The following is a 26153-nucleotide window of genomic DNA, read 5'->3' as shown; positions in this document are numbered from 1 at the left end:
CAATGAGTAAACGCCTTTCCAGCCGAAACGGGTCCGACATGCTGCCTTTGAACTCAAACCAGATCCCTGCCCTGTTTCAAAAAGCAGGTACTCTTGCGCGGTCGGGCAAGCCAGATGAAGCGCTGAAGGTTCTGAAACAGCTGCAAACCATGGCCCCCAACAGGGCCGAGGTTCCATTCCAGATTGCGCAACTCCATCAGCAGATGGGGCAGACCGACGCGGCGCTTAAAGCGTATGGCCAAGCCGTGCGCCTCGCCCCGGCCGAGATCACAGTCTGGCGCGCCTATATCAATCTCGCCCTGTCACAGGATCCGGCCACCCGGAAGGCAGTCGCTAAACAGTTGAAGAAAGCAAAATTGCCAGCGGCTGAACTACAACGAATGACGACGATTTTGAAGGGGTCTGGCTCCAGCACCAAACGCGTTAGCAAAACCGCGTCGAAGGCCGAAATCGACGCGCTGACCGCTCAGGTGAACGCTGGTCGTGTCAAAGCTGCCGAGGCACAGGCGCGCGCATTGCTGGCACGTGGCCCGAACGAGGTCATCTCGATGTTGCACGGTGTTGCGCTTGCCGCCTTGGGGCAGGCTGACAAAGCCGAAGAGGCTTTTAAAACTGCCCTGACGACCGATCCTGATTACGGTGAAGCGCTGGCGCAATATGGACAGTTCCTTATAAAACAGGCGCGACGCAACGAGGCCCGCAAAGCCTTGGAACACGCGCGTCGGGTCATTCCCGACAACCCAATTGTTCTTGGCAACCTTGGTTTGCTCTACACCGACATCAATGCCCCGCGCGAGGCCATTGAGTGTTTGGATGCGCTGCTGAAACAGGCTCCTGATAATGCTGCCGGGTTGTTCACCCGTGCCAAGGCGCGTCTGTCGTTGGAAGATGCTGCCGGAACGATTGAAGATCTGGACGCGCTGGCTGCCAGATCTGCCCCGACTGGCGAGATGCTGGCATTGCGTGCAATGGCGGAAAACCTGTTGGGGAACTCCGAGGCCTCGCGAAAGGCCATCGATGCGGCGCTTGAGGCCGATCCAAACCACCTTCGTGTCGTAACAATGGCCGCCAACCTTCTTCAACGCAGCGGGGACTTTGAAGCCGCGGAAAAAGTGCTGCGCGATGCCATCGCCCGCGGGGCCCGATCGGGTGGGGTGTATCGCATGGTCGCGCAGGGTCGTAAGCTTGACAAAGATGACCCGCTGATCGACGAGATGAAAGAGCTCTGGGATCATCCTGACCTTCCCGATGAGGCTCGGATCGACCTTGGGTATGGCCTTGCGAAGGTTATGGAAGACCATAAAGAGACTGACGCCGTCTGGACCTACCTGTCGCGCGCGAACGAGGTGGTGTCCCGTCTGCACCCCCATGATATGACCAAAGAACAAGGCGACTTTGATCGTTTCAAGGCTTTTCTAAAGGGGTTTGATCCAGAGCGCATTGGCAGCTGCGGCTATGATCAGAACAACACGATCTTCATCACAGGGATGCCCCGGTCCGGCACCACGCTGGTCGAACAGATCCTAGCCAGCCACTCGACTGTTACGGGCGGAGATGAGCTGGGCATTTTTCATCCGCTGGGTTTTGAGCAGGTTGCGAAAGTCGCCCAAGCGGGCGGGCATATTGGGGATATGACCGACGCGCAATTCAACGCGCTTGGCCGCGCCTATCAGGGCGCCATCGACACCCGCCTGCCCGATGCGGATCGGATCACCGATAAGACCATCTCGACCTATCAGATTGCGCCTCTGGTTTGGCTGGCTATGCCGAAGGCCAAAATCGTAGCGCTGCGGCGCGACCCGCGGGACAATCTGTGGTCCATCTTCAAGAACCGCTTTGTGGCTGGTCTGCACCTTTACAGCTATTCTCAGGCAGCACTGGTCCAAACCTATCGCCTGTACACGGAATATCTTGACCTCTGGCGTAAACTGGCTCCAGATCGGATTTACGAGATCTCGTACGAAGCGCTGGTCGACGATCCGGAAACCGAGATCCGCAAGCTTCTGGAGTTCTGTGATCTGGAGTGGGAAGACGCCTGTCTAGACTTCCACAAGACCAAACGCGATGTGAAAACCCTGTCCGTCGCACAGGTCCGCCAACCGCTTTACAAAAGCTCGGTCGGCAAGTGGGAACCCTATGCCGAGCACCTGACCGAACTGCTGGACGGGCTGGCGAAAATCGACGACGGGTATACCTAAGCCTTACAGCTCTTCCTCGCGGGACATGGCGCCGACCACACGGCCCAAATCGCTGGACAGGCGCAGATAGACTGCGTCAAAGGCCGTAAACAATGCCTGATTCAGCGCTTTACCCTCGGGTGTGTCTGAAAACGCCACATAACGCGCCAGCGCAGTGTCGTCGATGGGCGCATAGGCCGTGTGCAGATAGGCGAAGATCCATTCCGTTGTGTCGGTGCGAATGTCTGCTTCCTGCGACCAGACATGGGTCAGGATATCCTGCTCGCTCATCTGGCCGACCGCCTCTGGCAGGTTTTGATTTAGTGCCGACAGGAAGACGTAGTTCGAATTAAGCGCCCCCATGACGTTCAGTTCGATCAGGTCGTTCACGTCCACATACTGCCGGATCGTGTCGTCCAGATTGTCCGACATGTCCCCCTGCAACCACCGCTCACGGGCAAGCTGTTCAAACTCCAAATCCAGAAAGGCGCGGCGTGCGGCGATTTCGTGTTGGACGATCTCTTGCATCTCGGCGTCTTCGTAAAATGTGCACAGGGCTGAAATCTGACCAACTGCCAATTGCTGCTCAAACTGGGCATGAAGCTCGCCCTGCAGGGTTGGCTCGTCATAAATCGCCTGAAGCGCGCCTTCCCAACGTGGGCCCCCTTCTCGCCCCAGAAGGTCCATGTCCGAGGCCAGCGCCATCGACAGCCCTTCGTCATGCAGGATCGAGACCATCTCGGGCATGCCAAGAAGGGTCCAAAGCTCTTCGAACTGTTGAGCGTCCGTGCGTTGGGATTGGTCTGCCGCCGTGGCGACATCCACGCTGACGGCACAGATGACCGACAGCAGCGCACCAAAGCGGCGCAGGGTTTGAGGAAGCCCAATCACAACTCGGTCTCGGGCGCCAGTTCGTCCAGACGGCTGGCCATGGTTTCATAGCGATTTGCCATGATTTCGAACTGAACCGCATTCAGGATTTCATAGACCTGCCCCATGCGCGGGTCTTGCAGCGCGGCCAGATAGTCGATCAGGTCCGCCTCGCCAATGGCGCGGTAGGCATAGGCGTTCGCGATCAGAGAATTCTCTTCGATCCCTTCGCGCATCTGGTCCGACTGGCTTTGCAGGATGCCGCGCAGATCATCCTCGTCCAACTCCAGATCACTTGCGCCCGCCGCCATCGCGGCCATCAAATAGCGCACCTGAATTTCGATCAACGAGCGGATCGCAACATCGGTCGAGCCAATCGCATCCCCCATCGCCTTGTAAAGCTGTACGCGCAGATCCCCAGCTTCCAAAAGGTCCGCCACGATCTCGGCGCCTTCGGTGTATTTCACCGCGTCATCCGTCATATGGCTTTCGTTTTCGACCTCGACCAACCGTTGCCCAAGCGGGCTTTCGTAGAACGCCATGCCGTGATCCAGCACGTCCTGTGGCAATACCGCGGCCAGCATTTCGATGGCGTCTTCGACCATCGCGTCAGGCTCGAACACCTCGCGCGCCAAGTCCTGCCATTGGCGACCAAAGACTTCAGGGTCTTCCCCAGTCATTCCCGGCCCCGCCATCGCGCCCAACTGGATCGATTCAATCGCGACATCGAACCCCGTGATCTCCAGAAAGTCCCGGATCTGATCTTCGTCGCTGGCGAAAGCGCCCGAAGCGGTCACTAGAATGGCCGCTGCAAAACTTATAATTCTGTTTACTATCATGAGGTTATATGTGCTATCCAACTGTGTTATCGCCCCAAGACTAGCGCCGGGCACTCCCCTTGCCAAGTTGTTGCCGATCACGTTTTCCCCAGCATTTTGAAAATAGGTGAAAAAAGTGGTTGCACATGCCGCGCGGTCCAATTATCTCCCCCTCCACAGACCCCCGCGGAGAGGTGCCGGAGTGGTCGAACGGGGCGGTCTCGAAAACCGTTGTGGGTGCAAGCCCACCCAGGGTTCGAATCCCTGTCTCTCCGCCACTTACCCTTATTTGGAAGGGTAATAGGCCATCCAGATGCTTCATCTGGCACTCCACCCGAACAGACGCACTTGGCAGAGTGAGTTACATGTCATTCGGCTGCTTAATCCGCTGACGAATGGTCCCCGCAGAAAGCCCCTGCCCCTTCCCCATGCGCGCCAAATAGTCCGCCATGGCCCGTTTGCTTAATGTCGGGTTTTGCTTCCAAATCGCATTGGCGTCTTTCTGCACGCGCTCGACCAAACTGTCCGCCAGATCTTTCCGCGCTCTGGCAAGCTCCTTCGCTGCACAGCGTCCATTTTCAAGCTTGGCGGTGGATTCAGATCCCTGTTTTACCGGAACACCCAATGCTGAACGGTTTGCTTCTGCCATGGCAGCAAACGCCAACATGCGCTCTTTAGCTTGCCCGAAGGCCGTGGATGCAACACGAAGCCTTTCGGCATAGCGGGCTCGTGTAGTAACGTCCTGCGCGTCCGGAGATTGCAGCCCCTTAAGGGCCGCTGACACCCCAAGCGCGGACCTGACGACCAGTGTCGCGCAGAAATGAGAACTGTGGCGCCCATAGGCCTTGGCGTCTTCCCAGCTTCGAATGTCCGCGTTTTGAACGATGTCGATGCATTTCTTCACAAGCCAAGCGTCGCTATTGAAGACCTCTTCAGGTGGCGCAAGCTCGTACGAGGCCCAGGATTTGAACGCGTGCTCGGTCATCCCAGCACCGTCCCGGCCACTGCGCGGAGCGTTCTGCGCCCAAATCTGGCGTGTTTCAGATACTGTAATTCAAAACGCGAACGCTCTTCGACATCCCCTAGCATCGCATACCCATTTAAATCCCCATCTAAAAGGATAGCTAAACTTTGAGCGAATTTCTACGCGTAGTGTGCGTTGCACATCTATCGCGCGAATGAACCGGGTGCGTGCAAACGCCTGCTGCCGGGCTAGAATATTGTTTTCAAACTCTATTCTTCCGTCATAAACGCACACAGAAAATCGTTGCGCTGAAGCGTTTTCAGAGCAGCACTGAAGAGACGATGTGAAACTTATGGGGCCGAACTAGATGCTCAGCCCAGTGAGTAACCGGTACCTCGAACCGTGCGCAAAGGATCGTCGCCCCCGTTGCGGCACAAGGCCTTGCGCAGGCGCCCCACATGGACATCCACGGTGCGTGTGTCCACATAGACATCGCGGCCCCAGACGCGATCCAGAAGCTGCTCGCGGCTCCAGACACGTCCGGGTTTTTCCATCAATGTGGTCAGCAGGCGGAATTCAGTCGGACCCAGCTTTACCGGCTCCCCTGCCCGCGTCACGCGGTGGCTTTCGCCGTCCAGAACAATGTCGGTGTATTCAAGCTTCTGCCCGACTGACACCGGACGGGTTCGACGCAGCTGTGTGCGGATACGGGCCATCAGCTCCCCTACGGAATAGGGTTTAACCACATAGTCATCCGCTCCGGTTTCCAGACCTCGAACCCGATCCACCTCTTCAGATCGTGCGGACAGCATGATCACTGGAATAGTCCGGGTTTCTTTACGAGTTTTGATCTGACGGCAAATCTCGATCCCCGAGACACCTGGCAGCATCCAATCCAGCAAAATCAGGTCCGGCATGACCTCGTCCACCAGGATCAGCGCGTCATCGCCGTTTTCAGCCAGCGTGACGTCATAACCTTCGGACGTCAGGTTGTAGCGCAAGATTTCGCGCTGCGCCGGTTCGTCTTCCACAAGCAGAACGCAGGGTTTATCAGTGCTCATGCCTCGGCCTCGTCGTCACCGTCCTCCGGCATCTCGTAATTGGCCGAGTTGCCTTTCGGGCGTGCATCTTCCGGCAGCTCGCCGCTAACCAAATAGATCACCTGATCCGCAATAGAGGTCACGTGATCGCCCATACGTTCGATGTTCTTGGCAATGAAATGCAGGTGCATGCAGGACGAGATGTTGCGCGGGTCTTCCATCATGAAGGTCAGGAATTCGCGGAACAACGCGTTATACATCTGGTCCACTTCCAGATCGCGGTGACGCACATCTTGGGCCAGTTCCTCGTCGCGGCGGATATAGGCATCCAGCGCGTCGGTCAGCATCTGGCGCACTTCGCTGGCCATCCGCTTGATCGCGCCCGAGGCCCCGTCGATGGGCTGCATATGCACCAGAACCGTGGTCCGTTTGGCCATGTTCTTGGCATAGTCGCCAATGCGTTCCAGGTTCGCGGCCACTTTCATCACGGTCAGAACGGTCCGCAGGTCCGAGGCAATCGGCTGGCGCAGCGCAAGTACGCGGGCGCATTCTTCCTGAATTTGCATGTCCAGTGCATCGATTTTCTTGTCGTTCTTGCGTACGACCTCGGCAAGTTCTTCATCGCGACCCTTCAGCGATTTCGCGCCATCGCGGATCGCCGTTTCGACCATCCCGCCCATCTTCATCAGGTGGGCCTGAATTTCTTCCAGATCGCGGTCGAAAGCGGATGCAATATGTTGATCAATCATGTCTTTTCTCCTGCCCCGAGGGGCCAACCTTAGCCGATACGGCCGGTGATATAGCTTTCGGTGCGCGGATCTTCGGGGTTGGTGAAGATCTTGGTCGTGTCGTCATATTCCACCAGATTTCCAAGGTGGAAGAAGGCGGTCTTCTGGCTGACGCGTGCGGCCTGCTGCATCGAGTGGGTCACGATCACCACCGAGTAGCTTTGGCGCAGCTCATCAATCAGTTCCTCGACCTGTGCGGTCGCGATAGGGTCCAGCGCGGAACACGGTTCGTCCATCAGAAGAACCTCGGGTTCAGTCGCCACAGCGCGGGCGATGCACAGACGCTGTTGCTGACCACCCGACAGACCGGTGCCCGGGGCGTGCAGGCGGTCTTTTACCTCGTCCCAGATGGCGCCACGGCGCAGGGATTTCTCGACGATCTCGTCCAGCTCGGCCTTGTTACGGGCCAGACCGTGGATACGCGGGCCATAGGCGATGTTGTCATAGATGGACTTGGGGAACGGGTTGGGTTTCTGGAACACCATCCCCACCTTGGCGCGCAACTGCACCGGGTCAACGCGCTTGTCATAGATGTCTTCACCATCCAGCAGGATGTCACCTTCGACCCGGCAGATATCAATCGTGTCATTCATCCGGTTCAGGCACCGCAGGAAAGTCGACTTGCCACAACCCGACGGGCCGATGAAGGCGGTAACCGTCTTGTCCTCGATCTCGACCGAGACGTCTTTGATCGCGTGCGTATCGCCGTAATAGACCTGCACATTCTTGGCCGAGATTTTCATATCTTTCATCTCAAGAGCCCTTTCGATTTTCGTCATATCATTCATGTCTGCAGCCCTTCTTACCAGCGGCGCTCGAAACGGCGGCGCAGAATGATCGCAATGATGTTCATGGTCATCAGGAAGACCAGAAGGATGATGATGCCGCCCCAGGCACGCTCATAGTAAGCAGGGTCGGCGCGTTTTGCCCATTCATAGATCTGGGCCGGCATGGCCGAGTTTGGCGACATGAAGCCTTCGATGATCCCGCCGGGATAGTTCGAGGCGATATAGCCCACCATCCCGATCAGAAGCAGCGGTGCGGTTTCACCCAGTGCCTGTGCCAGACCGATGATCGTGCCAGTCAAGATGCCCGGCATGGCCAGCGGCAGCACATGGTGGAACACGGTCTGCATCTTTGAGGCGCCAACACCCAAAGCCGCTTCGCGGATCGAGGGTGGCACCGATTTCAGCGAAGCGCGGGTCGAGATAATGATCGTCGGCAGCGTCATCAGGGTCAGCACCAGACCACCGACCAGCGGGGCCGATTGCGGCAGATGCGCGAACTGAATGAACACGGCCAGACCCAGAATACCGAACACGATGGACGGCACGGCAGCAAGATTCGAGATGTTCACCTCGATCAAGTCAGTGATCCAGTTCTGCGGCGCGAACTCTTCCAGATAAATCGAGGCGGCGACCCCGATGGGAAGCGCACAGGCAAGCACCACCAGCATCATATACAAACTGCCCAGCATCGAGACACCAATCCCAGCTTGCTCGGGGCGGCTTTCCGACGCGTCTGCACCCGTGATGAAACCAAGGTTGAAGCTTTTCGCCACAACGCCTGCGTCTTTCAGCTGATCCACCACATCCAGATGCACCGGGGTGAGGTTCTTGTCACGGGCCAGACTTTCACGGGTCACGCGACCTTTCAGATAGCCGTCTACACGGGACGAAGCCAGCAGGCGGAACTGTACGGTGTCGCCGATCCGATCCGGGTTGGCGATCACAAAGCGGCGCAGGTCGGCCGCAGCACCCGAGGACAGCATCTTGCGCAGGTCCTTGCCCTTGGCGAATGGGTTCTCGATGCCCGCCTCTTCCATCGCGGCTTTCAGCGCGTTTTCGATCAGCGGGCTATACCCAAAGGTCGTGACCTTCTTGATCTTCTCGATGTCACGCTCGCCGGACTTGTCCAGCTTGCTTTCCAGCAGTTCAACATCCAGCGTGATGAAGCTTTGCTGAAACGCGCCCACACCTTTGAAGATGATCGAGCTGATCAGGACAACGAGGAACACCAGACCCACGGCGATGGCAGCGATGCCATAGGCGCGGAAGCGTGCTTCGGCTGCGTTACGTTTCTTGGTGCGCTGATCGAGCTGAAGGATCGAGCTTTTGGTTGTCGGCGCGCCCATCTCGGGGCCGTTTTGAAGGCTTGCGTCGCTCATTCGTATTGCTCCCGATATTTGCGCACGATGTAGAGCGCAAGGACGTTCAGACCCAAGGTCAGAAGGAACAGGGTCATGCCAAGGGCGAAGGCCACAAGGGCTTCGGGGCTGGCAAAGTCGCTGTCGCCGGTCAACTGGCTGACGATCTTGGCGGTCACGGTGGTCATGGCCTCGAACGGGTTCAGGTCCAGACGGGCCGCGGCCCCTGCCCCCATCACCACGATCATGGTTTCACCGATGGCACGCGAAGCCGCCAGTAGAATGGCGCCCACGATACCCGGCAACGCTGCAGGCAGAACCACCTGTTTCACGGTTTCCGATTGCGTCGCGCCCAGCCCGTAAGAGCCATCGCGCATCGCCTGCGGCACCGCGTTGATAATGTCATCGGACAGAGAGGACACGAAGGGGATCAGCATGATGCCCATGACCAATCCAGCCGTCATGACCGAACGCGCACCCTGCATCCAGCCAAGACCATCTGCGCCGAAGAAGTTCACCAGAAGCGGGCCGACCACGGTCAAGGCAAACAGACCGTAAACAATGGTCGGGATCCCGGCCAGAACCTCGAGCAGCGGCTTAGCGAAGGCGCGGGTTGTGCGGCTGGCATATTCCGACAGGTAGACGGCGGCAAACAAGCCGATGGGAACCGCCACCAGCAGTGCGACGATCGAGATATAGATCGTGCCCCACAGCAGCGGCAAAATGCCCAGATGCTCGGACCCGCCACGACCTTCCGGCGACCACGTCAGGCCAAACAAGAAGTCGCTTGCGGGGAACATCCCGAAGAAGCTGATGGTGTTGAAGATCAGCGACAGAACGATCCCGATGGTGGTCAGGATCGCGATGGACGCGGCGGCGATCAAAAGCGCTTTCACCCCGCCTTCGACCGCGTTGCGGGCGCGAAAGTCTCCGTGCGTCTGCATGAAAGCCATGACAAAGCCAGCTGCAGCCGCAATCAACACCACGATGGTCATGAACAGGTTGCCGCTGGTGGTCTTCGCGCGCATCTCTTGCGCGGCTTTCAGGACCGAGGGGTCCACATCGCTGCCAAGGGCCACACCAACATTGCCCAGCACTGCGCGGACATCTGTCGTCTCGGTGTCTAGCTGGCTCACCTCGTCGGCGGTCATCACGCCTTGTGCGATGGCGACGTCCAGCCCCTCGGCCACGCGCTTCACGTCGCTCATGATCAGGTTCAGCTGACCGGCGTCTTCATAAAGCGCTGCGGGGATGTGGGTCGAGACCTGCGAACTGATCATCATGGGCTGGATGATCACCCACGCCCCCAAGACCAGAACGGCCGGCACAAAGGCCAGCATCGCAACGTTGAAACCATAGTAATTTGGAAGAGAGTGAAGCTGTCGCCGATCCCCTTGAACCGAGGAAATGGCGCGGCTTCGTCCCAGTATGAACCCCACGGCGGCCAGCGCCAGGATGATCATAAGTAGCCAGAATGCAGACATTGAACGCTCATGCAGCAGAGATGCAGATCTTTGCCCCGACCTGCGGAAAGGGTGTGGTGGCGCAAGGCGTTGTGCGCTGCGCCACCGAAGTCGTTTAGTTGGTCAGGACAGCTTCATCCGCAACCGCAGCCTGCGTGGCCGCCAGTTCAGGATCTGCAACCAGACCGTATTCAGCCAGCGGACCATCGGGGCCGGCAATTTCATCAGCCACGAAGAATTCAGCAAATTCCTTCAGGCCGGGGATCACGCCGATGTGGGCTTTCTTGATGTAGAAGTACAGCGGACGCGAGACGGGGTATTCGCCGGTTGCGATGGTCTCGGTCGAGGGTACGACGCCCGACATGGTCGCAACGTTCAGCGTGTCGGTGTTGTTTTCATAAAAAGCCAGACCGAAGATGCCGATGCCGTCTTTGTTTGCGTCGATCGAGGCCAGCGTTTCGGTATAGTCGCCGTCGATATCAACCGATTTGCCGTCGGTGCGCACTTTGTAGCACATCTTGGCAGCGGCTTTGCCCTTGGCCTTGTCGTCGTCGCCTTCGGCAATCGCCAGGAATGCGTCGTAAGCGCCGGTGGCTTTACAGCCAGCTTCCATCACCTTCACTTCGAACACTTCGCGGGTGCCGTGCTTGGTGCCGGGAATAAAGGCCGCGATGTCAACGGCCGGCAGGGCGGCGTTGAAGTCAGCCCACTGGTTGTGCGTGTTGTCGACCAGCTTGCCGTCAACCATCACCTGAGCGCCCAGAGCGTTGTAGATGTCTGCCGGTTCGAACGCCGAGAAGTCCGGGCCGTCGATCTGCGAGGCAAATACGATGCCATCATAGCCGATGCGGACTTCGACAATGTCGGTCACGCCAGCTTCGGCACAGGCTTTGATTTCTTTGTCCTTGATCGCGCGCGATGCGTTGGCAATGTCGATGGTGTTTTCGCCAACACCTTCACAGAAGCGCTTCAGACCAGCCGACGAGCCGCCCGATTCTACAACGGGGGTCGGGAAGTCGAAGTTTTCGCCGAAAGCTTCAGCGACGATCGACGCATAGGGCAGTACGGTCGAGGAACCAGCAACCTGCACCTGATCACGGGCGGTGGCAGCGGTTGCGGAAACGGCAGCAATCGCCAGGCTCGAGGCGGTCAGTTTCACGAAGGACATGGATAACTCCTGTTTAATCATTGTGACGCCCCTTGGACGTCTTGGCGCCGTCCTAACGCCGCTGATCAAAGCTTTTGTGAATGTTTTGTAACAGCCGTGTGACAATGGGCAAATTTCGCCGGAAAAACTGAAAATAATAAAAATTTCGCTGCTGAAGCAGGTGTCACAAAGTCAAAGATCGTCACGCAACAGGACCGAGAACGTGCTGCCCTGCCCCACATCGCTTTCGATCCGCAACCGTCCTCGATGACGATTGATGATGTGCTTCACAATCGCCAACCCAAGCCCGGTCCCACCCAGCTCGCGCGAGCGATGATTGTCGACGCGATAAAACCGCTCGGTTAAACGCGACAAGTGGTGCCCCGGAATGCCCGGCCCATCATCTTGCACGGACACGCGAATTGCTGGCCCCTTAAAGGCAGGAAACATTGGGATCCGCGAGACCGTGACGATCACGCTTCCATCTCTTCTCCCATATTTGATCGCGTTCTCGATCAAGTTGGTGAAGACCTGCGCCAGTTGGTCCAGATCGCCCGCAACCAAAACTGGCGGTTCAAGCTGCGAGTCGAGCGATACAGTGACACCCCGCTCTTCGGCCGTTTGTGACAAGGCGTTGCGGATTGAGTTCAGCACCGCGCAGAGATCCACGCTGTCCGATGGGCGAATACGCGCCATATCCTCGACCCTGCTCAGCGACAGAAGATCGGCAACCAAGCGATTCATCCGCTTGCCTTCGTCTTCCATGATGCCCAGAAAACGGTCCCGCGCGTCGGCATCGTCTCGTGCAGGGCCACGCAGCGTTTCGATAAATCCAGTCAGGGCCGTCAGTGGCGTGCGCAGCTCGTGACTGACATTCGCCACGAAATCTGAGCGCATCTGGCCAGCTTCTTCATGCGATTTGACGTCCATGAAGGATAAAAGCACACCATTTTCCTGCAGGTCCTCGGTGACGACCCGCCCGAGGTGAACCTCATAGACGACCTCGCGCCCAGCTTCCGTGTGGATGAAGTTGACCTGACCATCCGTGCCGTCGGCCATGGTTTTCTCAATCTGCTCCAGAAGCGATGGCTGGCGCAGCGCGGTCACATAGTGGCGCCCGTCGATTTGCATATTCAACAACGCCCGCGCCTGTTCGTTGGAGCGACGAACTCGACTATCTTCGCCGATAAAAATCGCCGGGATTGGTAAAGCATCCAGCATACTGTGGGCGACCATATCCTGTTCTGCCTTCTCGCCAGATCATCTGATTGCAATCCCGCAAGACATGAACCGTCAACCGATCTGGGTCAATAAATGTTTTAAGTCTCGCTATAGTTTATATGGCGCGTTGCTGGTGCTCTAGGCGGTGATATATGCTTCCCCTCGACCCACTCACTGATTATGAAAACCCTAAGCAAACAAGCCGTATTATATAGAAGGCAGATCGTGCAGCCAAAGTCGAAGATCCTATTGCTGGGCCCCGCCAAGGAATTGGCCTGCTTGGATGAAACATCCGAGCAGGAGATGTTTATGTCTTGCAACGATTTCGAACAGCTGGACGACGCGGAATTTGCTGCACTCGCCCCGGACGTCGTGATCTCAACCTTCGTGTGCGGCTCCTGGGATTGCTTGGACATCAGTCAAAGGCTCGCCCATGCTGGTTTTACCGGTCGATACCTTGTGTTGGTGCCTGACCTGCCGGATCCGCAAATCATCATCGACGACATCACCGAGTCCTGCCCGGACATCGACATTCAAATCGTCACCACCGCTCCCACGGCCTAGACTCGTCTCAGTAAATCAGTGACTCGTCTCAGTAAATCAGTTCATGATCTTCACCGGGCTGGCTATCGTAATGGCGCGCGAGGTATTTCAACGCGATCCGCAGCATGTATTTGCCCGAGCGCGCGGGCATCGACAACTCACGTTCCACACATTCCATCCCTTTCTCGTGACAGCAAACCGCGACCGCCAGTTCTGCCAGTTCGGGTCCAATGGCCTTGATGGCGGTGGCGAACCGGCGACGTGCATCAAGTTTTCGATCTGAGTTGTGGGCATTGGGATATTTGGCGCCGACTGCGTCCGCGTCCCGCATCCAGACCGCCCAGCCCCCCTGCGTTTCGGAATGTTCGAACTGACCAAGGGCAAAATCCCGGTTCAGGCGCTCGGCTGCAAGCACAAGATCCGTTCCAAGATAGGGCTTATCGTTCCCACGTTTTCGCGCCAGCACCCTGACAGGGGTCTCAGCCCCGGCAGCACGCGGTTTCTTGCGAGGCGTGCGCGGTTTAGAGGGATGAACCGCACTGCTTCCCGCCAAGAACCCTGCCTGGCTTTCGGCAAATCCGGTCGCCAGCGTTTCCTGTTGCGCCAGCAACCTGTTCAATGCCTGCCGACCCGCCTGCGTGATCTGATAGCGCACGACGCGTCCTTTGACGTCGCCCGTAATCCATTCCAGCAGGGCCATCAGCTCGACCACCTTGATTGGGGCCTTGGCGACGGCTGCCGGATCCCCGTCTGGGTTGGTCTTCAAGACCACTGCCGTTTCTACGCCTTCACCGACAACCAAACTGGTATTAGGTGCCAGCAATGCACGAAGCACGCGGGTTAGGTGCGGAGTCATTGGGTCATTCGCAGCGGCATCGAACGAATACGGCGCCTTTTGCTCTGAACCATCGCGCAATTCGTCCCCCAGACGCGTCAGCAACGAATCCACCAGCGGATCGTCGCGTCGCGCTTCGGTCTTGCGCACCTGCCGAAGAACAGTTGAAGCATGGACACCCATTCCTCGTGCGATTGCACGGATGGATTCGCCTTCTTCAGTATGTTTCAGATAGGTGTGAACCTCGTTGGGCAACCAATTCATAATGGATTTGCAGTTGATCTCGGTCCCGATTGAGTTGTGCATCTACGCCCCTTCCAGATTGAAACACCGTGGCACGTAGCGAACCTCTCGACCGCGCAACCACCGGTTGTTATCGAGCCGAACAGACCTATCGATTTATGGTTACTGGTTCGTTAACCTTGCCATCGCATCTCAACACTAGTTTCTGAAATGATAACAACTATTAACGCTGGCGTACGGCAGGTTTTGGAAACGCAACACCCCCTTAGGTTGAGTCATCATGACGCTGAATCACAACAGCGAGGCTCTTATGACATCGACCACCGACATGCTGAAATCCCTGCGCCGTCCCCGTCTTCTGGTGCGCGCCGCCCGTTTTGGTCTCAGCGAGTATGATCGTGACAAAGATTTGAAAAAGCTTATGAAAACAAATTCAATGCCGTCTCCAGCGCAGGCAGTTGATGGACTTTTGATCACAGAGGCACAAATGGAAGACACGCGCAAATCCGGTGACGCGTCTTATTCCTGCGCCCGTCACGTCGAAGTTCTGATCGCCCTTCTGGCCGAGCTTCAACTTCTGCCGCGCAGCTTTAATCAGGCATAAGAGTTCATCTTTGACGTACAAAAAGAAAGGGGGCCGTTAAGCCCCCTTTCCGGATTGTTAATCAATCTGAACGTTACTGCGTTTAGGTAAACGCGTCCGGCATCGATGCTTTCTTCTCGGCGATATAGTCTTTCAGACCCTCTGCAATCCCCGGATCCAGTGCCGGTTCCTGATAGTCCGCCAACATCTGTTTAACCTTTGCCGTGGCCAACGCCTGCGTATCGCGTGCGCCTTCCTCTTCCCAGGTCTCGAACGGCTTGTAGTCCAGCAGTTCCGAACGCCAGAAGGCCGATTTGAAGTTCTTTTGGGTGTGTGCGCAGCCCAAGTAGTGGCCGCCCGGGCCCACTTCGCGGATTGCGTCCATCGCCTGTGCGTTTTCGTCCACTTCGACGCCTTTGGCGATGCCGTGCAGCACACCCAACTGGTCGGCGTCCATCACGAATTTCTCGAACGAGGCGACCAGACCGCCTTCCAGCCAACCGGCCGAGTGCAGCATGAAGTTCACGCCGGACAGAAGTCCCATATTCAGACTATTCGCGGTCTCGTATGCGGCTTGTGCATCAGGCAGTTTCGAGCCGTTGAACGACCCGGCCGAACGATAGGGCAGGCCCAGACGACGGAACAGCTGGCCCGCACCATAGGTAACGTTGGCAGCTTCCGGGGTACCAAAGGTCGGCGCGCCCGAGTTCATGTCGATCGAGCTAACGAAGGTGCCTGCAATCACAGGTGCGCCCTTCCGGATCAGCTGGCTATAGGCCACACCGGCCAGAACCTCGGCCAGAACCTGTGTTAGCGTGCCTGCAACCGAAACCGGCGCCATCGCACCGCCCACGATGAAGGGCGAGATGATCGAGGCTTGGTTGTTGGCGGCAAACACTTCCAGCGCGCCCATCATCACATCGTCGAACTGCATCGGCGAGTTGATGTTGATGAGAGAGGTCATCACAGTGTTTTGCTGAACGAATTCCTTGCCAAACAGAATGCCACACATGTCGACACTGTCCTGCGCACGTTCTGGCGCGGTGACCGAACCCATGAAGGGCTTATCCGACAGGGTCATGTGAGCGTGCAGCATGTCCAGGTGACGCTTGTTCACCGGCACATCGGTTGGCTCGCACACGGTGCCACCCGAGTGGTGCAGCCATTTGGACATATAGCCCAGACGCACGAAATTGCGGAAATCTTCGATCGTGGCATAGCGGCGACCGCCGTCTGCGTCGCGCACGAAGGGCGGGCCATAGACCGGGGCCAGAACCATGTTCTTGCCACCAATTTCCACGTTCCGCTCGGGGTTGCGGGCGTGTTGGGTGAAGCTTGATGGAGCAGTTTTGCACAGCGCGCGCGCCAGGCCGCGCGGAATGCGCACGCGTTCGCCCTCCACATCGGCACCAGCCTCTTTCCAACGCTCAAGCGCGGCGGGGTTATCGACGAAGTTGACGCCAACCTCTTCCAGCACGGTTTCTGCGTTGTATTCAATGATCTCCATCGCCTCTTCATTGAGGATCTCGAGATTCGGGATGTTGCGCGTGATGAACTTTGCGCATTCGAAACTGACAGCAGTGCGTTCAGCGCGACGGGCGGCACCTCCGCCACCACGGCGGCGTGTTCGAGCCTCGGCCATGGGAAACCTCCTATTTGTCCTGTTGTATCTTTGATAGGTGAGCGTGGCGCGTAAAGCTGTCCCCAAACGGCCATGCAGAGGCAAAAACGACATTCCGACAATTTTGACGTTTTTCACCTTTAGCAGCGTCAGGATTTAGTAGGTGTTCATCGCCTCCCATGATGGCGAGCGTAAGTATTGTGTCGCGACAACGACACAGGTACCTTCTTATGTTTACATTTTGTTAACCTTTTCTTGCCTGCACTGCCCCTACGTAAGATACGGGGATCAAATAACGAGTGCTGCTTTGCTCACATCTATTTTATTTGAGGGACACCATGAAAACCAAACTTTGTATTGCTGCGCTTCTTGCGACAACCAGCTTCACACCCGCCCTAGCGGGTTCCATGACCGAAGCAGCAGCCGAACTCGCTCCTGCCGCGGTAGCGGCCGACTGGTCCGGCTCTTATGGCGGTTTGAGCCTGGGCTATGGCTCCGGCATGTACGACCAAGGCGTCAGCGCTTTGAACGAGGATGGACCAAACATACCCGTGAACGGCGCAATGATCGGCCTGCATTATGGCCGCAACTATCAAAATGGAAACACTGTTTACGGTTTTGACATTGGCGCATCCACAGGTGTTGACGGGGAAGTACCCGTCGGAACTTGGGGTGACACGTGGGGATGTGGAACCGGCGAGTGTAACATCGACATCGAAGGGCTTGTCACCCTCCGCGGTCGGTACGGCGAGCTGTCCAACGAAGGTAAAACACTGTTTTATGGCACCGCAGGTCTGGCCGCCGCGCGTTACGTGGGCGGGATTTACAACAGCGCTCAGCAAGGGGTCACCGAAACCAACATCGGTTTTACAGCAGGTGTTGGTGTCGAACACATGCTGCAGTCAAATATCTCGATCTTCGGCGAAGCAAACTATGTGGACCTGGGAACACTGGACTTCGGAACAGGCGGCGGCGAACGCTATGATGGCGTAGGTGCGTTCTTCACGGCGCGCGTTGGCGTAAACTACCACTTCTAAGTTAACACATTCGTCCATGGCCCACGCAGACGTGGGCCATGGCATGCCCTGCTAGTCGTCGTTGGCAGCTTCCCATGACAGTGACCGAATGTTCGGATCCAGCATCAATGGCGCGACAGCCGTTTTGATCAGGCTATCGCTGTTGTCTTCCACATTCACAAGCACCTCAAGCGTGCTGTCCTCGCCGCTTTCGGTCGCATCGATTGACACAAGCGCCAGCCCCGGCAGGGCAAGCTTGTGCACGACAGTCGAACGCACCTTGTTTTCATGCTTCGAGCGACAGGAGATCCACAGCCGGAACTCCAACAGCAATGGCTTCCCCGCGCGCGTTTTTCGCTTCAGGAATTTCACCAAAGGGCGCAGGCCAAGGTTTACGAAGATGATCAAGCCGCACATTAAGGCAGCAAACGCGATGGCACCTACCCCGGCCATCACGCCGATCGCCGCCGAGCACCAAAGCGTCGCCGCCGTGTTCAGCCCGTGTACTGTGAAACCGTGGCGGAAAATGATGCCCGCCCCCAGAAAGCCAATGCCAGAGACAACCTGAGCCGCAACGCGCGTCGGGCTGACTTCGTGTGGAAAGAGGGCTGCAAAGACGACGAATCCTGCCGCCCCGAGGGACACCAGCGCATTGGTCCGCAGACCGGCCATGCGCTGACGCACCTGCCGCTCGGACCCAACCAGGGCCCCGAATATCACTGCCGCCGTCAGGTTGATGGCGGCCACGTCCAATGTAATGGCTTCTGGTGTCATGCGCGTTACCTCTTTTTTCTGGTGAGTGTCGGTCCTGTGCGCTGTGCATGATTGGGCAAAAGCGACGGTTTTGATGCCGCAATGGTGCCAAGGCGACAGTTCGCCGCTCTGATCATATCGGATTTGTTCTGTCTTGATGGGCTTGGGGCTTGCGTAAACCCGCCCCCTGCCCTAATCGGTCAACATGACAGATCAGAGCCATGACCGCCTTCTTATCATCGACTTCGGAAGCCAGGTGACGCAGCTGATTGCGCGCCGCCTGCGCGAGCTGAATGTCTATTGTGAAATCCACCCCTACCAGAACGTAACCGCCGAGTTCATCCGCGAGATGGGCCCGAAAGCGGTGATCCTATCTGGTGGCCCCGACAGCGTCACCCGCGAGGGCAGCCCGCGCGCACCGCAAGAGCTGTTCGAGATGGGCCTGCCCATTCTGGGCATCTGCTATGGCCAGCAGGTGATGATGACCCAGCTGGGCGGCAAGGTCGAAAGCGGCCACGGCACCGCCGAATTCGGGCGTGCCTATGTCACCCCGCAGGGCGAGCATATCGACCTTCTGCGCGGTTGGTTCCTGGAAAGTGACGAGCAGGTCTGGATGAGCCACGGCGACCACGTGAGCGAGATCGCTCCGGGCTTCGAGGTCTACGGCACCTCGCCTAACGCGCCTTACGCCATCACCGCCGACATGGACCGTCATTTCTATGCGGTGCAGTTCCACCCCGAAGTGCACCACACCCCGAACGGCGCCACACTGTACGAAAACTTCGTAAAGATTGCAGGCTTTGCGGGCGACTGGACCATGGGCGCCTATCGTGAAGAGATGATCCGCAAGATCCGCGAACAGGTCGGTGACAAGAAAGTGATCTGTGGCCTGTCGGGCGGCGTCGATTCGTCCGTTGCTGCCGTACTAATCCACGAAGCGATTGGCGATCAACTGACCTGCGTTTTCGTCGACCATGGCCTACTGCGCAAGAACGAAGCGCAGGAAGTTGTCTCGATGTTCCGCGAGCACTATAACCTGCCGCTGATCCACGCAGATGAAAGCGACCTGTTCCTGGGCGAGTTGGAAGGCCAGTCCGACCCGGAAACCAAGCGTAAAATCATCGGCAAGCTCTTCATCGATGTGTTCCAGAAACACGCTGACACCATTGAGGGCGCCGAGTTCCTGGCCCAAGGCACGCTCTATCCGGATGTGATCGAGTCGGTGTCCTTCTCGGGTGGCCCCTCGGTCACCATCAAATCGCACCACAATGTGGGCGGCCTGCCTGAAAAGATGGGCCTGAAACTGGTCGAGCCGCTGCGCGAGCTGTTCAAAGACGAAGTGCGTGCGCTGGGTCATGAACTTGGCTTGCCCGCCAGCTTTATCGGCCGTCACCCCTTCCCCGGACCGGGTCTGGCGATCCGCTGCCCGGGCGAGATTACCCGCGAGAAGCTGGACATCCTGCGCGAAGCCGACGCGGTCTATATCGATCAGATCCGCAAGCATGGTCTGTATGACGAAATCTGGCAGGCCTTCGTGGCCATCCTGCCCGTCCGCACCGTAGGTGTGATGGGTGACGGACGTACTTATGACTACGCCTGTGCGCTGCGCGCGGTGACCTCGGTCGACGGGATGACGGCGGATTACTATCCGTTCACCCATGAATTCCTTGGTGAAACCGCCACGCGGATTATCAACGAGGTGAAGGGCATAAACCGCTGTACCTATGACATCACCTCGAAGCCTCCGGGGACCATTGAATGGGAGTGAGCACCGACCCGAAGGGGAAAATTAGTCCAGTGGACTAATTTGAGATGCGAACACCTGAAGGCTTTGCCTGAAGGTTGGAAGGTCGGAAATCGATCCAGTGAATCGATTTCAGCACCGAACGCCCGAGGCCGCAGCCGAGGGCTACCGCACCGATCACATCAAACGCCGTCCAATTGGGCGGCGTTTTCTTTTTCTCTCGCCAAGGCGACCGCCGCTTGCTAGCCCTTGGGGCATGACACAGGCACCCAATATCGTTTTGACCGGCTATATCGACGTTCCCGAGGATCGGCGCGAGGCCGTCCGCGCCGCTTTGCCCGCCCATATCCAACTGACCCGCGCCGAACCGGGCTGCCTGTCCTTTCTGGTGGTCGAGGACCGCTGCCATCCCGGACGCTTCAATGTCTCGGAACGTTTTACGGATCGCACTGCCTTTGATGCGCATCAGGCGCGCATGAAAACCTCGGACTGGGCAACCATCACCGCGGGCATCCCACGCCACTACACCGTGACCGAGGTTCCTGCGTGACCCCAACCGCCCGCGCCGCCATCTGGATGACCGGGGCCATTGGCTCGTTTTCTGTCATGGCAATGGCTGGACGGGCAGTCAGCCTGCAACTGGATACGTTCGAGTTGATGATGTACCGGTCTGCGGTCGGGCTAAGCATCGTGTTGGCCGTCCTAACCGTCTCGCGACGCTGGCACTTGGTCTCGCGCCGGAACCTTGGCCTGCATTTCACCCGAAATCTGGCGCATTTCGCAGGGCAGAACCTGTGGTTCTACGCGCTGACCCTGATCCCATTGGCGCAAGTCTTCGCGTTGGAATTTACATCTCCGCTTTGGGTCGTGTTTCTGGCCCCAATGCTGCTGGGGGAACGCCTGACGATGCCGCAGCTCCTCTGCGTTGCCAGCGGTTTTGTCGGGATCCTGATCATCACCGCATCAGCGCTATCTGAACCGTCGGCGTCGACGGGCACATTTTCGGCGGCGGCCTCTGCAATCTGTTTCGCACTGACAGCCGTCTTCACCCGCAAACTAACCCGTACTCATTCCACCCTGTCGATCCTCTTTTGGCTGACCAGCATGCAGTTGGGGCTTGGCCTGATCTGCGCAGGTGTTGACGGGTCCATCGCCGTCCCGCAGGGCTCGAACATTCTCTGGCTCTTCGTTATTGGCTGCGCTGGATTGCTGGCCCATACCTGCCTGACACAAGCGCTGTCCCTCGCCCCCGCATCTATCGTCATCCCGATCGACTTCACCCGCCTACCACTGATCGCACTTGCGGGGGCTGTGTTCTATGACGAGCCAATCAGTGTCGCGCTGATCGTCGGTGGTCTAGTTATCATCGTAGCAAACATCGTCAGCATCAGAACGTCTGAAAAAAGACGCACTGCGTAGACCTTCAAACGTTTGGAAACGCAAAGTAATTCCGGCAAAACCGTGTCAATTTCACATCTCCAATTGGACATTTTGCGACCTGACGTCACATGACCTGAGGTAAAGATTGACCCAAGAAGTCGGCTGCAAATACGTTTTCTCCAATGTGGCCGCCCCGGAGGAGACGGCTCTTGCACATAACGTCCCAGGGAGGAGACATGAAAAAACAAACCCTAACGATCGCGGCAGCATTGACCGTCGCGGCGACAGCAGCGCAGGCTGGCATTGACCGCTCGGGCCAGGACATCGGCGTGCTGTTCGAAGAAGGTAACTATTTCCAGTTTGGCGTGGCGAACGTCAGCCCGGACATCACCAGTGACTCCTTTGGCGTCACTCAATCTGCCGTACCGTTCTCGACTTTCTCGTTCGGCTACAAACATCAGTTCAACGACAACCTGAGCTTCGCGTTGATCTGGGACCAGCCCTATGGCGCAGATGTTCAGTATATCGACGGCCCCGCAGCGGGCGGCTATGCGTTCATCGACAGCCAGCAGCTGACAGGTATCCTGCGCTATGAAATGGGCAACGGCTTTTCGGTGCATGGTGGTGCCTTCATGCAAAAGATCTCGGGTGAGATTCTGACAACCAGTGGCCTTCTTATCGCCGAAACTGGCAACGAACTTGGCGGCGTGGCGGGCGTTGCCTACGAGAAACCCGAAATTGCACTGCGTGTGGCCCTGACCTATTTCACTGGTGTCGATCATGAACTTTCCGGCATTCACGCAACGCTTGGACCTGCTGCCGCAACTGGCACCGTGTCGATGCCCGAAGCTTTCAACCTGGATTTCCAGACGGGTATCGCGCAAAACACCTTGCTGTTCGGCTCGGTCCGGCACGCCAAGTATGATGGGATTACCCTGTCGACCACCAGCGCCAATGGTGCTGTGGACTGGGTTGATTTCGTCGATGACGTCACCACCTATGAACTGGGCGTTGGCCGCAAGCTGAACGATAACTGGTCAGTTGCTTTGACGTTGGGTTATAGCGGCGGCGCGGATACCGGGACCACGTTCCTTGCCCCTGCAGGCTCGGCTACGTCGGTCGGCCTTGGTGCCTCGTACACCACAGGTGACATCAAGATCTCGGGCGGCGTACGTTACACCCAGTTCGCCGAAAAATCCGTAGGGCCAGTTCCCTTCGAAGGCAGCGCCTTGTCCGCTGGCCTCAGCGTCGGGATCGCCTTCTGATCTGACGATCAAATTCCTATCGATGCGCCCCGCCCTTTGGTGGGGCGTTTTCTTTTGTAACAGAAGCATTTGACCCCGTTGCCTCAGGCATTTACCAAAGGGCCGAAACATAAGGTGACAGGCATGCTTTATCAATCCTCAGCGGACTGGCAGTCAGCAACGCATAAGCGGGTGCTTTTCTTTGGCATGTCGGGGCTTGGCAAGACATACCTGTCCAACCTGCTGCGCGATCAGGGCGACTGGTTCCACTATTCAATCGATTACCGCATTGGCACCCGCTACATGGGCGAGCACATCGCCGACAATTTCAAAGCCGAGGCGATGAAGGTCCCCTTCTTGCGTGAGCTTCTGATGTCGGATTCGATCCGCATCACCTCTAAGATCAGTTTTGAAAACCTGACGCCCGTAGCGACCTATCTGGGCAAACCCGGTGACGTGAACAAAGGCGGCTTGCCGATCGACGAATATCGCCGCAGGCAAGATCAGTTCAAAACGGCCGAGATCTCGGCCCTTATGGACACCGCCTCCTTCATTGATCGCGCCGAGCGCATCTATGGCTATCCGCATTTCATCTGCGACAGCGGAGGCTCGATCTGTGAATGGATCGACGCCGCCCTGGGCGAGCACGACGCCCTTCTGTCCGAACTCAGCAAGCATTGCCTTCTGGTCTGGCTGCGCGGGGACGAGGCGCATACGCAAAAGCTGGTCGAACGCTTTGACCGGGCACCCAAACCGATGGCCTATCAGCCCGAGTTTCTGGCACGCGTCTGGGATGAATACCTGAGCGAATTCTATGTGAAAGAAGATGACGTTGATCCTGATGCCTTCATCCGTTGGACCTATGCGCAGGCGCTGAACCATCGTCAGCCGCTCTACGAACATATGGCGCGCTACGGCGTGTCGCTTTGCGCCCACGAAGTTGCGCAGATCAAAACGCCGCAAGACTTCGACCGCATGATCTCGGCCGCCATTGACGCGCGCTGATCGCACCCCATCTATACCCCTTAACGAACGAAAAAGGACCGGTTCCATGCCCATCAAGATCCCCTCGACCCTGCCAGCAGTAGACGTGCTGAAGGACGAAGGCGTGATGGTCATGCCCGAGGATCAGGCCGCCAAGCAGGACATCCGCCCGATGCGGATCGCCCTTCTGAACTTGATGCCCAAAAAGATCGAGACTGAGACCCAGTTCGCCCGCCTGATCGGATCACATCCGCTTCAGATCGAACTGACGCTTCTGCGCCCGTCCGAGCACACCTCGAAAAACACCAGCGAGGCCCATATCGGCGCCTTCTATCAGCCGTGGGAAGAAGTTAAGGATCAAAAGTTTGACGGGTTGATCATCACGGGTGCGCCCATCGAACACCTGCCTTTTGAAGAGGTCACCTATTGGGATGAGCTGACCCAGATCCTCGATTGGACCCAGACCAACGTACATTCCACCTTCGGCGTCTGCTGGGGTGGCATGGCGATGATCTATTACTTCCACGGTGTGAAAAAGCACCTGCTCGACGCAAAGGCATTTGGCTGTTTCCCCCAACGAAATCTTCAGCCCTCGTCCCCGTATTTGCGTGGTTTCTCTGACAGTTGCGTGGTTCCTGTCAGCCGTTGGACTGAGATGAAGCAAGACGAGGTTGACGCCGCTACTGGCTTGCGCACCCTGCTTGGCTCGGACGATACCGGCCCCTGCCTGATCGAAGACAAAGCCCATCGCGCGCTCTATATCTTCAACCACTTCGAATATGACGATCTGACCTTGAAAGGCGAATACGACCGCGACGTGGCCAAGGGCGCGCCGATCAACGTGCCGATGAACTATTACCCAGACGACGATCCCACGCAGCCGCCCGAGAACCGCTGGCGCAGCCACGCGCATCTTCTGTACCAGAACTGGATCTCGGAAATGTATCTGACCACGCCCTATGACATCAATCAGATCGGTCAGGCCGTGAAGGACCGCCGCGTCTAAGCTGATTGCCAAACGCCTCTTCGGCCCCCATATTGGTGTGAAATCAGGAGTTTGCCTATGTCATTGCCCTTTGACGGCGCCATTTCCGAGTTCTTTCGCACGACCGCCCCTGACGCGGTGCGCGACGCCATCAAGAATGGATCGAAGAAGGACATTCTGTCGGACAGCTATCCCTATGAGACGCCGATCGACAAGAAAGTCTACGAGGCCGAGCTTGAGGCGCTTCAGCTGGAATTGGTGAAGTTGCAGGCCGATGTGAAGGCAACGGGTAAACGCGTGGTCGTGGTGTTTGAAGGCCGTGACGCAGCCGGCAAAGGCGGCACCATCAAGCGCTTCCGCGAGAACCTGAACCCGCGGGTCGCGCGCGTCGTGGCGCTGTCCAAACCTTCGGACCGCGAGGCCGGCGAATGGTATTTTCAGCGCTATGTCAAACACTTGCCCACCGAAGGTGAGATCGTTCTGTTCGACCGCAGCTGGTATAATCGCGGCGTGGTCGAGAAGGTCTTTGACTTCTGCACAGACACCCAACGCGAGGCCTTCTTCCGCCAACTGCCCGAGTTCGAGGACATGCTGGTCGACGAAGGTATTCATTTTGTGAAGATCTGGCTGAACGTCGGACGCGCGGAACAACTGCGCCGCTTCCTGTCCCGCGAAAAAGACCCCTTGAAACAATGGAAGCTCAGCTGGATTGACGTTGAAGGGTTGAACCGCTGGGACGCCTATTCAAGCGCGATCAAGGAAACCTTCGACCGCAGCCACCGCGCCAAGACCCCGTGGACCGTCATCCGCTCGGACGACAAGAAACGCGCGCGCCTTTCTGCGCTGAAGGCCGTCCTGCAAGGCATTGACTACGCAGGGAAAGACAGCAATGTCGCCAGCGCCCCGGATGACCAGATCTGCGGCGGTCCAGACCTCTGGAATGATGGTGACGATGCCTAAGCGCGGCTATCACCACGGCAACCTGCGTCAGGCACTGGTCGACGCGGCCCTCGCCCTGATCGAGGAAAAAGGCCCGACAGGCTTTACCCTGTCCGAGGCCGCCAAACAGGCGGGCGTGACGCCCGCGGCCGTCTATCGCCACTTCGCAGGCCGCGAGGACCTGATCGCCGAAGCGGCACGTCAGGGCTATGAGATCTTCGCGGACCTGATGGAATATGCCTATGACAAGGGCCAACCCTCGGCCCTCGCCAGCTTCGAAGCGACCGGCCGCGCCTATCTGGCCTTCGCCCGCAAATATCCGGGTCACTATATCTCGATGTTCGAAAGCGGAATTTCGGTCAATCGCTCACCGGAACTTGCCATGGTCTCATCCCGTGCCATGGGCGTGCTGGAAAAAGCCGCCGATAAACTGACCGAGAACATGCCCGCAGACAAACGCCCGCCCTCTCGCATGGTCAGCGCCCATATCTGGGCCATGAGCCACGGAGTGGTCGAACTGTTTGGCCGCGGCAGCCCAGGCCAGAAAAGCCCCTTCCCACCTGAAGAACTTCTGGAAAGCGGGATCGGCATCTATCTGCGCGGGCTTGGCTTGATCAAGGCAGATGACTAATCCCCCTTCCTCTTGCCC

25 protein-coding genes and 1 tRNA gene are annotated in these 26153 nt (G+C 57.7%); 13 read left to right on the top strand and 13 right to left on the bottom strand.

Features of this window, described 5'->3' with window-relative positions; translation table 11 throughout:
- The first annotated feature begins 2 nt into the window (after positions 1-2).
- Positions 3-2198, top strand: a complete 2196-nt coding sequence (locus tag Q0677_RS04500) for a sulfotransferase (protein ID WP_298906349.1) — start codon at positions 3-5, stop codon at positions 2196-2198.
- Between the two features lie 3 nt (positions 2199-2201).
- On the opposite strand, the gene Q0677_RS04495 is transcribed toward Q0677_RS04500, so the two are convergent.
- Positions 2202-3068 (bottom strand): hypothetical protein, encoded by an 867-nt coding sequence (locus Q0677_RS04495; protein ID WP_298906347.1) that lies wholly within the window; start codon positions 3066-3068, stop codon positions 2202-2204.
- Positions 3065-3886: a DUF2059 domain-containing protein gene (locus Q0677_RS04490; protein WP_298906344.1), complete on the bottom strand. Its 822-nt coding sequence runs from the start codon at positions 3884-3886 to the stop codon at positions 3065-3067. Before Q0677_RS04490 ends, Q0677_RS04495 begins: the two co-directional genes overlap by 4 nt.
- A gap of 167 nt (positions 3887-4053) precedes the next feature.
- Between Q0677_RS04490 and Q0677_RS04485 the strand changes: the two genes are divergently transcribed.
- Positions 4054-4143 (top strand) — tRNA-Ser (locus Q0677_RS04485).
- Positions 4144-4226: 83 nt separating this feature from the next.
- Here the strand turns inward: Q0677_RS04485 and Q0677_RS04480 are convergent.
- The 8 genes from Q0677_RS04480 to Q0677_RS04445 form a co-directional block, all read right to left on the bottom strand.
- The gene (locus tag Q0677_RS04480; RefSeq protein ID WP_298906342.1) at positions 4227-4850 is read right to left on the bottom strand and encodes a hypothetical protein; all 624 of its coding nucleotides are present in this window, start codon (positions 4848-4850) and stop codon (positions 4227-4229) included.
- A 350-nt stretch (positions 4851-5200) separates the two neighbouring features.
- Positions 5201-5890 carry a phosphate regulon transcriptional regulator PhoB gene (gene phoB, locus Q0677_RS04475; RefSeq protein WP_298906340.1) on the bottom strand — a complete coding sequence of 230 codons (690 nt, stop codon included), beginning with the start codon at positions 5888-5890 and terminating at the stop codon, positions 5201-5203.
- Positions 5887-6618 (bottom strand): phosphate signaling complex protein PhoU, encoded by a 732-nt coding sequence (gene phoU / locus Q0677_RS04470; RefSeq protein WP_298906337.1) that lies wholly within the window; start codon positions 6616-6618, stop codon positions 5887-5889. Before phoU ends, phoB begins: the two co-directional genes overlap by 4 nt.
- Positions 6619-6647: 29 nt before the next feature.
- Positions 6648-7445 (bottom strand): phosphate ABC transporter ATP-binding protein PstB, encoded by a 798-nt coding sequence (gene pstB / locus Q0677_RS04465; protein WP_298906334.1) that lies wholly within the window; start codon positions 7443-7445, stop codon positions 6648-6650.
- Positions 7446-7459: 14 nt separating this feature from the next.
- Positions 7460-8824, bottom strand: a complete 1365-nt coding sequence (gene pstA / locus Q0677_RS04460) for a phosphate ABC transporter permease PstA (RefSeq protein WP_298906331.1) — start codon at positions 8822-8824, stop codon at positions 7460-7462.
- Positions 8821-10287: a phosphate ABC transporter permease subunit PstC gene (gene pstC, locus Q0677_RS04455; protein ID WP_298906329.1), complete on the bottom strand. Its 1467-nt coding sequence runs from the start codon at positions 10285-10287 to the stop codon at positions 8821-8823. Before pstC ends, pstA begins: the two co-directional genes overlap by 4 nt.
- A 94-nt stretch (positions 10288-10381) precedes the next feature.
- A complete protein-coding gene (locus tag Q0677_RS04450) occupies positions 10382-11434 on the bottom strand; it encodes a substrate-binding domain-containing protein (RefSeq protein WP_298906326.1) in 1053 nt (350 codons plus the stop codon).
- A gap of 171 nt (positions 11435-11605) precedes the next feature.
- Positions 11606-12544, bottom strand: coding sequence for an ATP-binding protein (locus tag Q0677_RS04445; protein WP_366940951.1), 939 nt, complete (start codon positions 12542-12544; stop codon positions 11606-11608).
- Between the two features lie 399 nt (positions 12545-12943).
- Between Q0677_RS04445 and Q0677_RS04440 the strand changes: the two genes are divergently transcribed.
- Positions 12944-13198: a hypothetical protein gene (locus Q0677_RS04440; RefSeq protein WP_298906322.1), complete on the top strand. Its 255-nt coding sequence runs from the start codon at positions 12944-12946 to the stop codon at positions 13196-13198.
- 28 nt (positions 13199-13226) lie between these two features.
- Here Q0677_RS04440 and Q0677_RS04435 read toward each other — a convergent pair whose 3' ends face one another.
- Positions 13227-14318, bottom strand: a complete 1092-nt coding sequence (locus Q0677_RS04435; protein ID WP_298906319.1) for a DUF6456 domain-containing protein — start codon at positions 14316-14318, stop codon at positions 13227-13229.
- Between the two features lie 217 nt (positions 14319-14535).
- On the opposite strand from Q0677_RS04435, the gene Q0677_RS04430 reads away from it, so the two are divergent.
- A complete protein-coding gene (locus tag Q0677_RS04430) occupies positions 14536-14859 on the top strand; it encodes a DUF6477 family protein (protein ID WP_298906316.1) in 324 nt (107 codons plus the stop codon).
- A gap of 82 nt (positions 14860-14941) precedes the next feature.
- Here the strand turns inward: Q0677_RS04430 and Q0677_RS04425 are convergent, their stop codons facing one another.
- On the bottom strand, positions 14942-16480 hold the full coding sequence (locus Q0677_RS04425; protein ID WP_298906313.1) for a trimethylamine methyltransferase family protein: 1539 nt from the start codon (positions 16478-16480) through the stop codon (positions 14942-14944).
- Positions 16481-16797: 317 nt separating this feature from the next.
- On the opposite strand from Q0677_RS04425, the gene Q0677_RS04420 reads away from it, so the two are divergent.
- Entirely contained in the window at positions 16798-17496 is a 699-nt protein-coding gene (locus Q0677_RS04420; protein WP_298906311.1) for an outer membrane beta-barrel protein, read from the top strand.
- Positions 17497-17547: 51 nt separating this feature from the next.
- On the opposite strand, the gene Q0677_RS04415 is transcribed toward Q0677_RS04420, so the two are convergent.
- Positions 17548-18249: an MgtC/SapB family protein gene (locus tag Q0677_RS04415; RefSeq protein WP_298906308.1), complete on the bottom strand. Its 702-nt coding sequence runs from the start codon at positions 18247-18249 to the stop codon at positions 17548-17550.
- A gap of 184 nt (positions 18250-18433) precedes the next feature.
- On the opposite strand from Q0677_RS04415, the gene guaA reads away from it, so the two are divergent.
- The 8 genes from guaA to Q0677_RS04375 all read left to right on the top strand — a co-directional run bounded on the left by guaA (position 18434) and on the right by Q0677_RS04375 (position 26135).
- The gene (guaA, locus tag Q0677_RS04410; RefSeq protein WP_298906306.1) at positions 18434-19996 is read left to right on the top strand and encodes a glutamine-hydrolyzing GMP synthase; all 1563 of its coding nucleotides are present in this window, start codon (positions 18434-18436) and stop codon (positions 19994-19996) included.
- A 232-nt stretch (positions 19997-20228) separates the two neighbouring features.
- Positions 20229-20522 (top strand): putative quinol monooxygenase, encoded by a 294-nt coding sequence (locus Q0677_RS04405; RefSeq protein WP_298906301.1) that lies wholly within the window; start codon positions 20229-20231, stop codon positions 20520-20522.
- A gap of 26 nt (positions 20523-20548) precedes the next feature.
- A complete protein-coding gene (locus Q0677_RS04400) occupies positions 20549-21391 on the top strand; it encodes a DMT family transporter (RefSeq protein ID WP_298907487.1) in 843 nt (280 codons plus the stop codon).
- Between the two features lie 197 nt (positions 21392-21588).
- Entirely contained in the window at positions 21589-22617 is a 1029-nt protein-coding gene (locus tag Q0677_RS04395) for a transporter (protein ID WP_298906299.1), read from the top strand.
- A gap of 123 nt (positions 22618-22740) precedes the next feature.
- Positions 22741-23601 (top strand): ATPase, encoded by an 861-nt coding sequence (locus Q0677_RS04390; protein ID WP_298906297.1) that lies wholly within the window; start codon positions 22741-22743, stop codon positions 23599-23601.
- Positions 23602-23647: 46 nt separating this feature from the next.
- The gene (metA, locus tag Q0677_RS04385; RefSeq protein WP_298906295.1) at positions 23648-24586 is read left to right on the top strand and encodes a homoserine O-succinyltransferase; all 939 of its coding nucleotides are present in this window, start codon (positions 23648-23650) and stop codon (positions 24584-24586) included.
- Positions 24587-24643: 57 nt separating this feature from the next.
- Entirely contained in the window at positions 24644-25525 is an 882-nt protein-coding gene (gene ppk2, locus Q0677_RS04380; protein ID WP_298906293.1) for a polyphosphate kinase 2, read from the top strand.
- Complete coding sequence (locus Q0677_RS04375) at positions 25518-26135, top strand: TetR/AcrR family transcriptional regulator (protein WP_298907486.1); 618 nt, start codon at positions 25518-25520, stop codon at positions 26133-26135. Before ppk2 ends, Q0677_RS04375 begins: the two co-directional genes overlap by 8 nt.
- Positions 26136-26153 lie beyond the last annotated feature (18 nt).

The organism is uncultured Aliiroseovarius sp. (assembly GCF_947492455.1).
GTDB lineage: Bacteria > Pseudomonadota > Alphaproteobacteria > Rhodobacterales > Rhodobacteraceae > Aliiroseovarius.
Note: the sequence above shows the minus strand (reverse complement) of the source record. Positions and strands in the feature narration are given on the sequence as shown.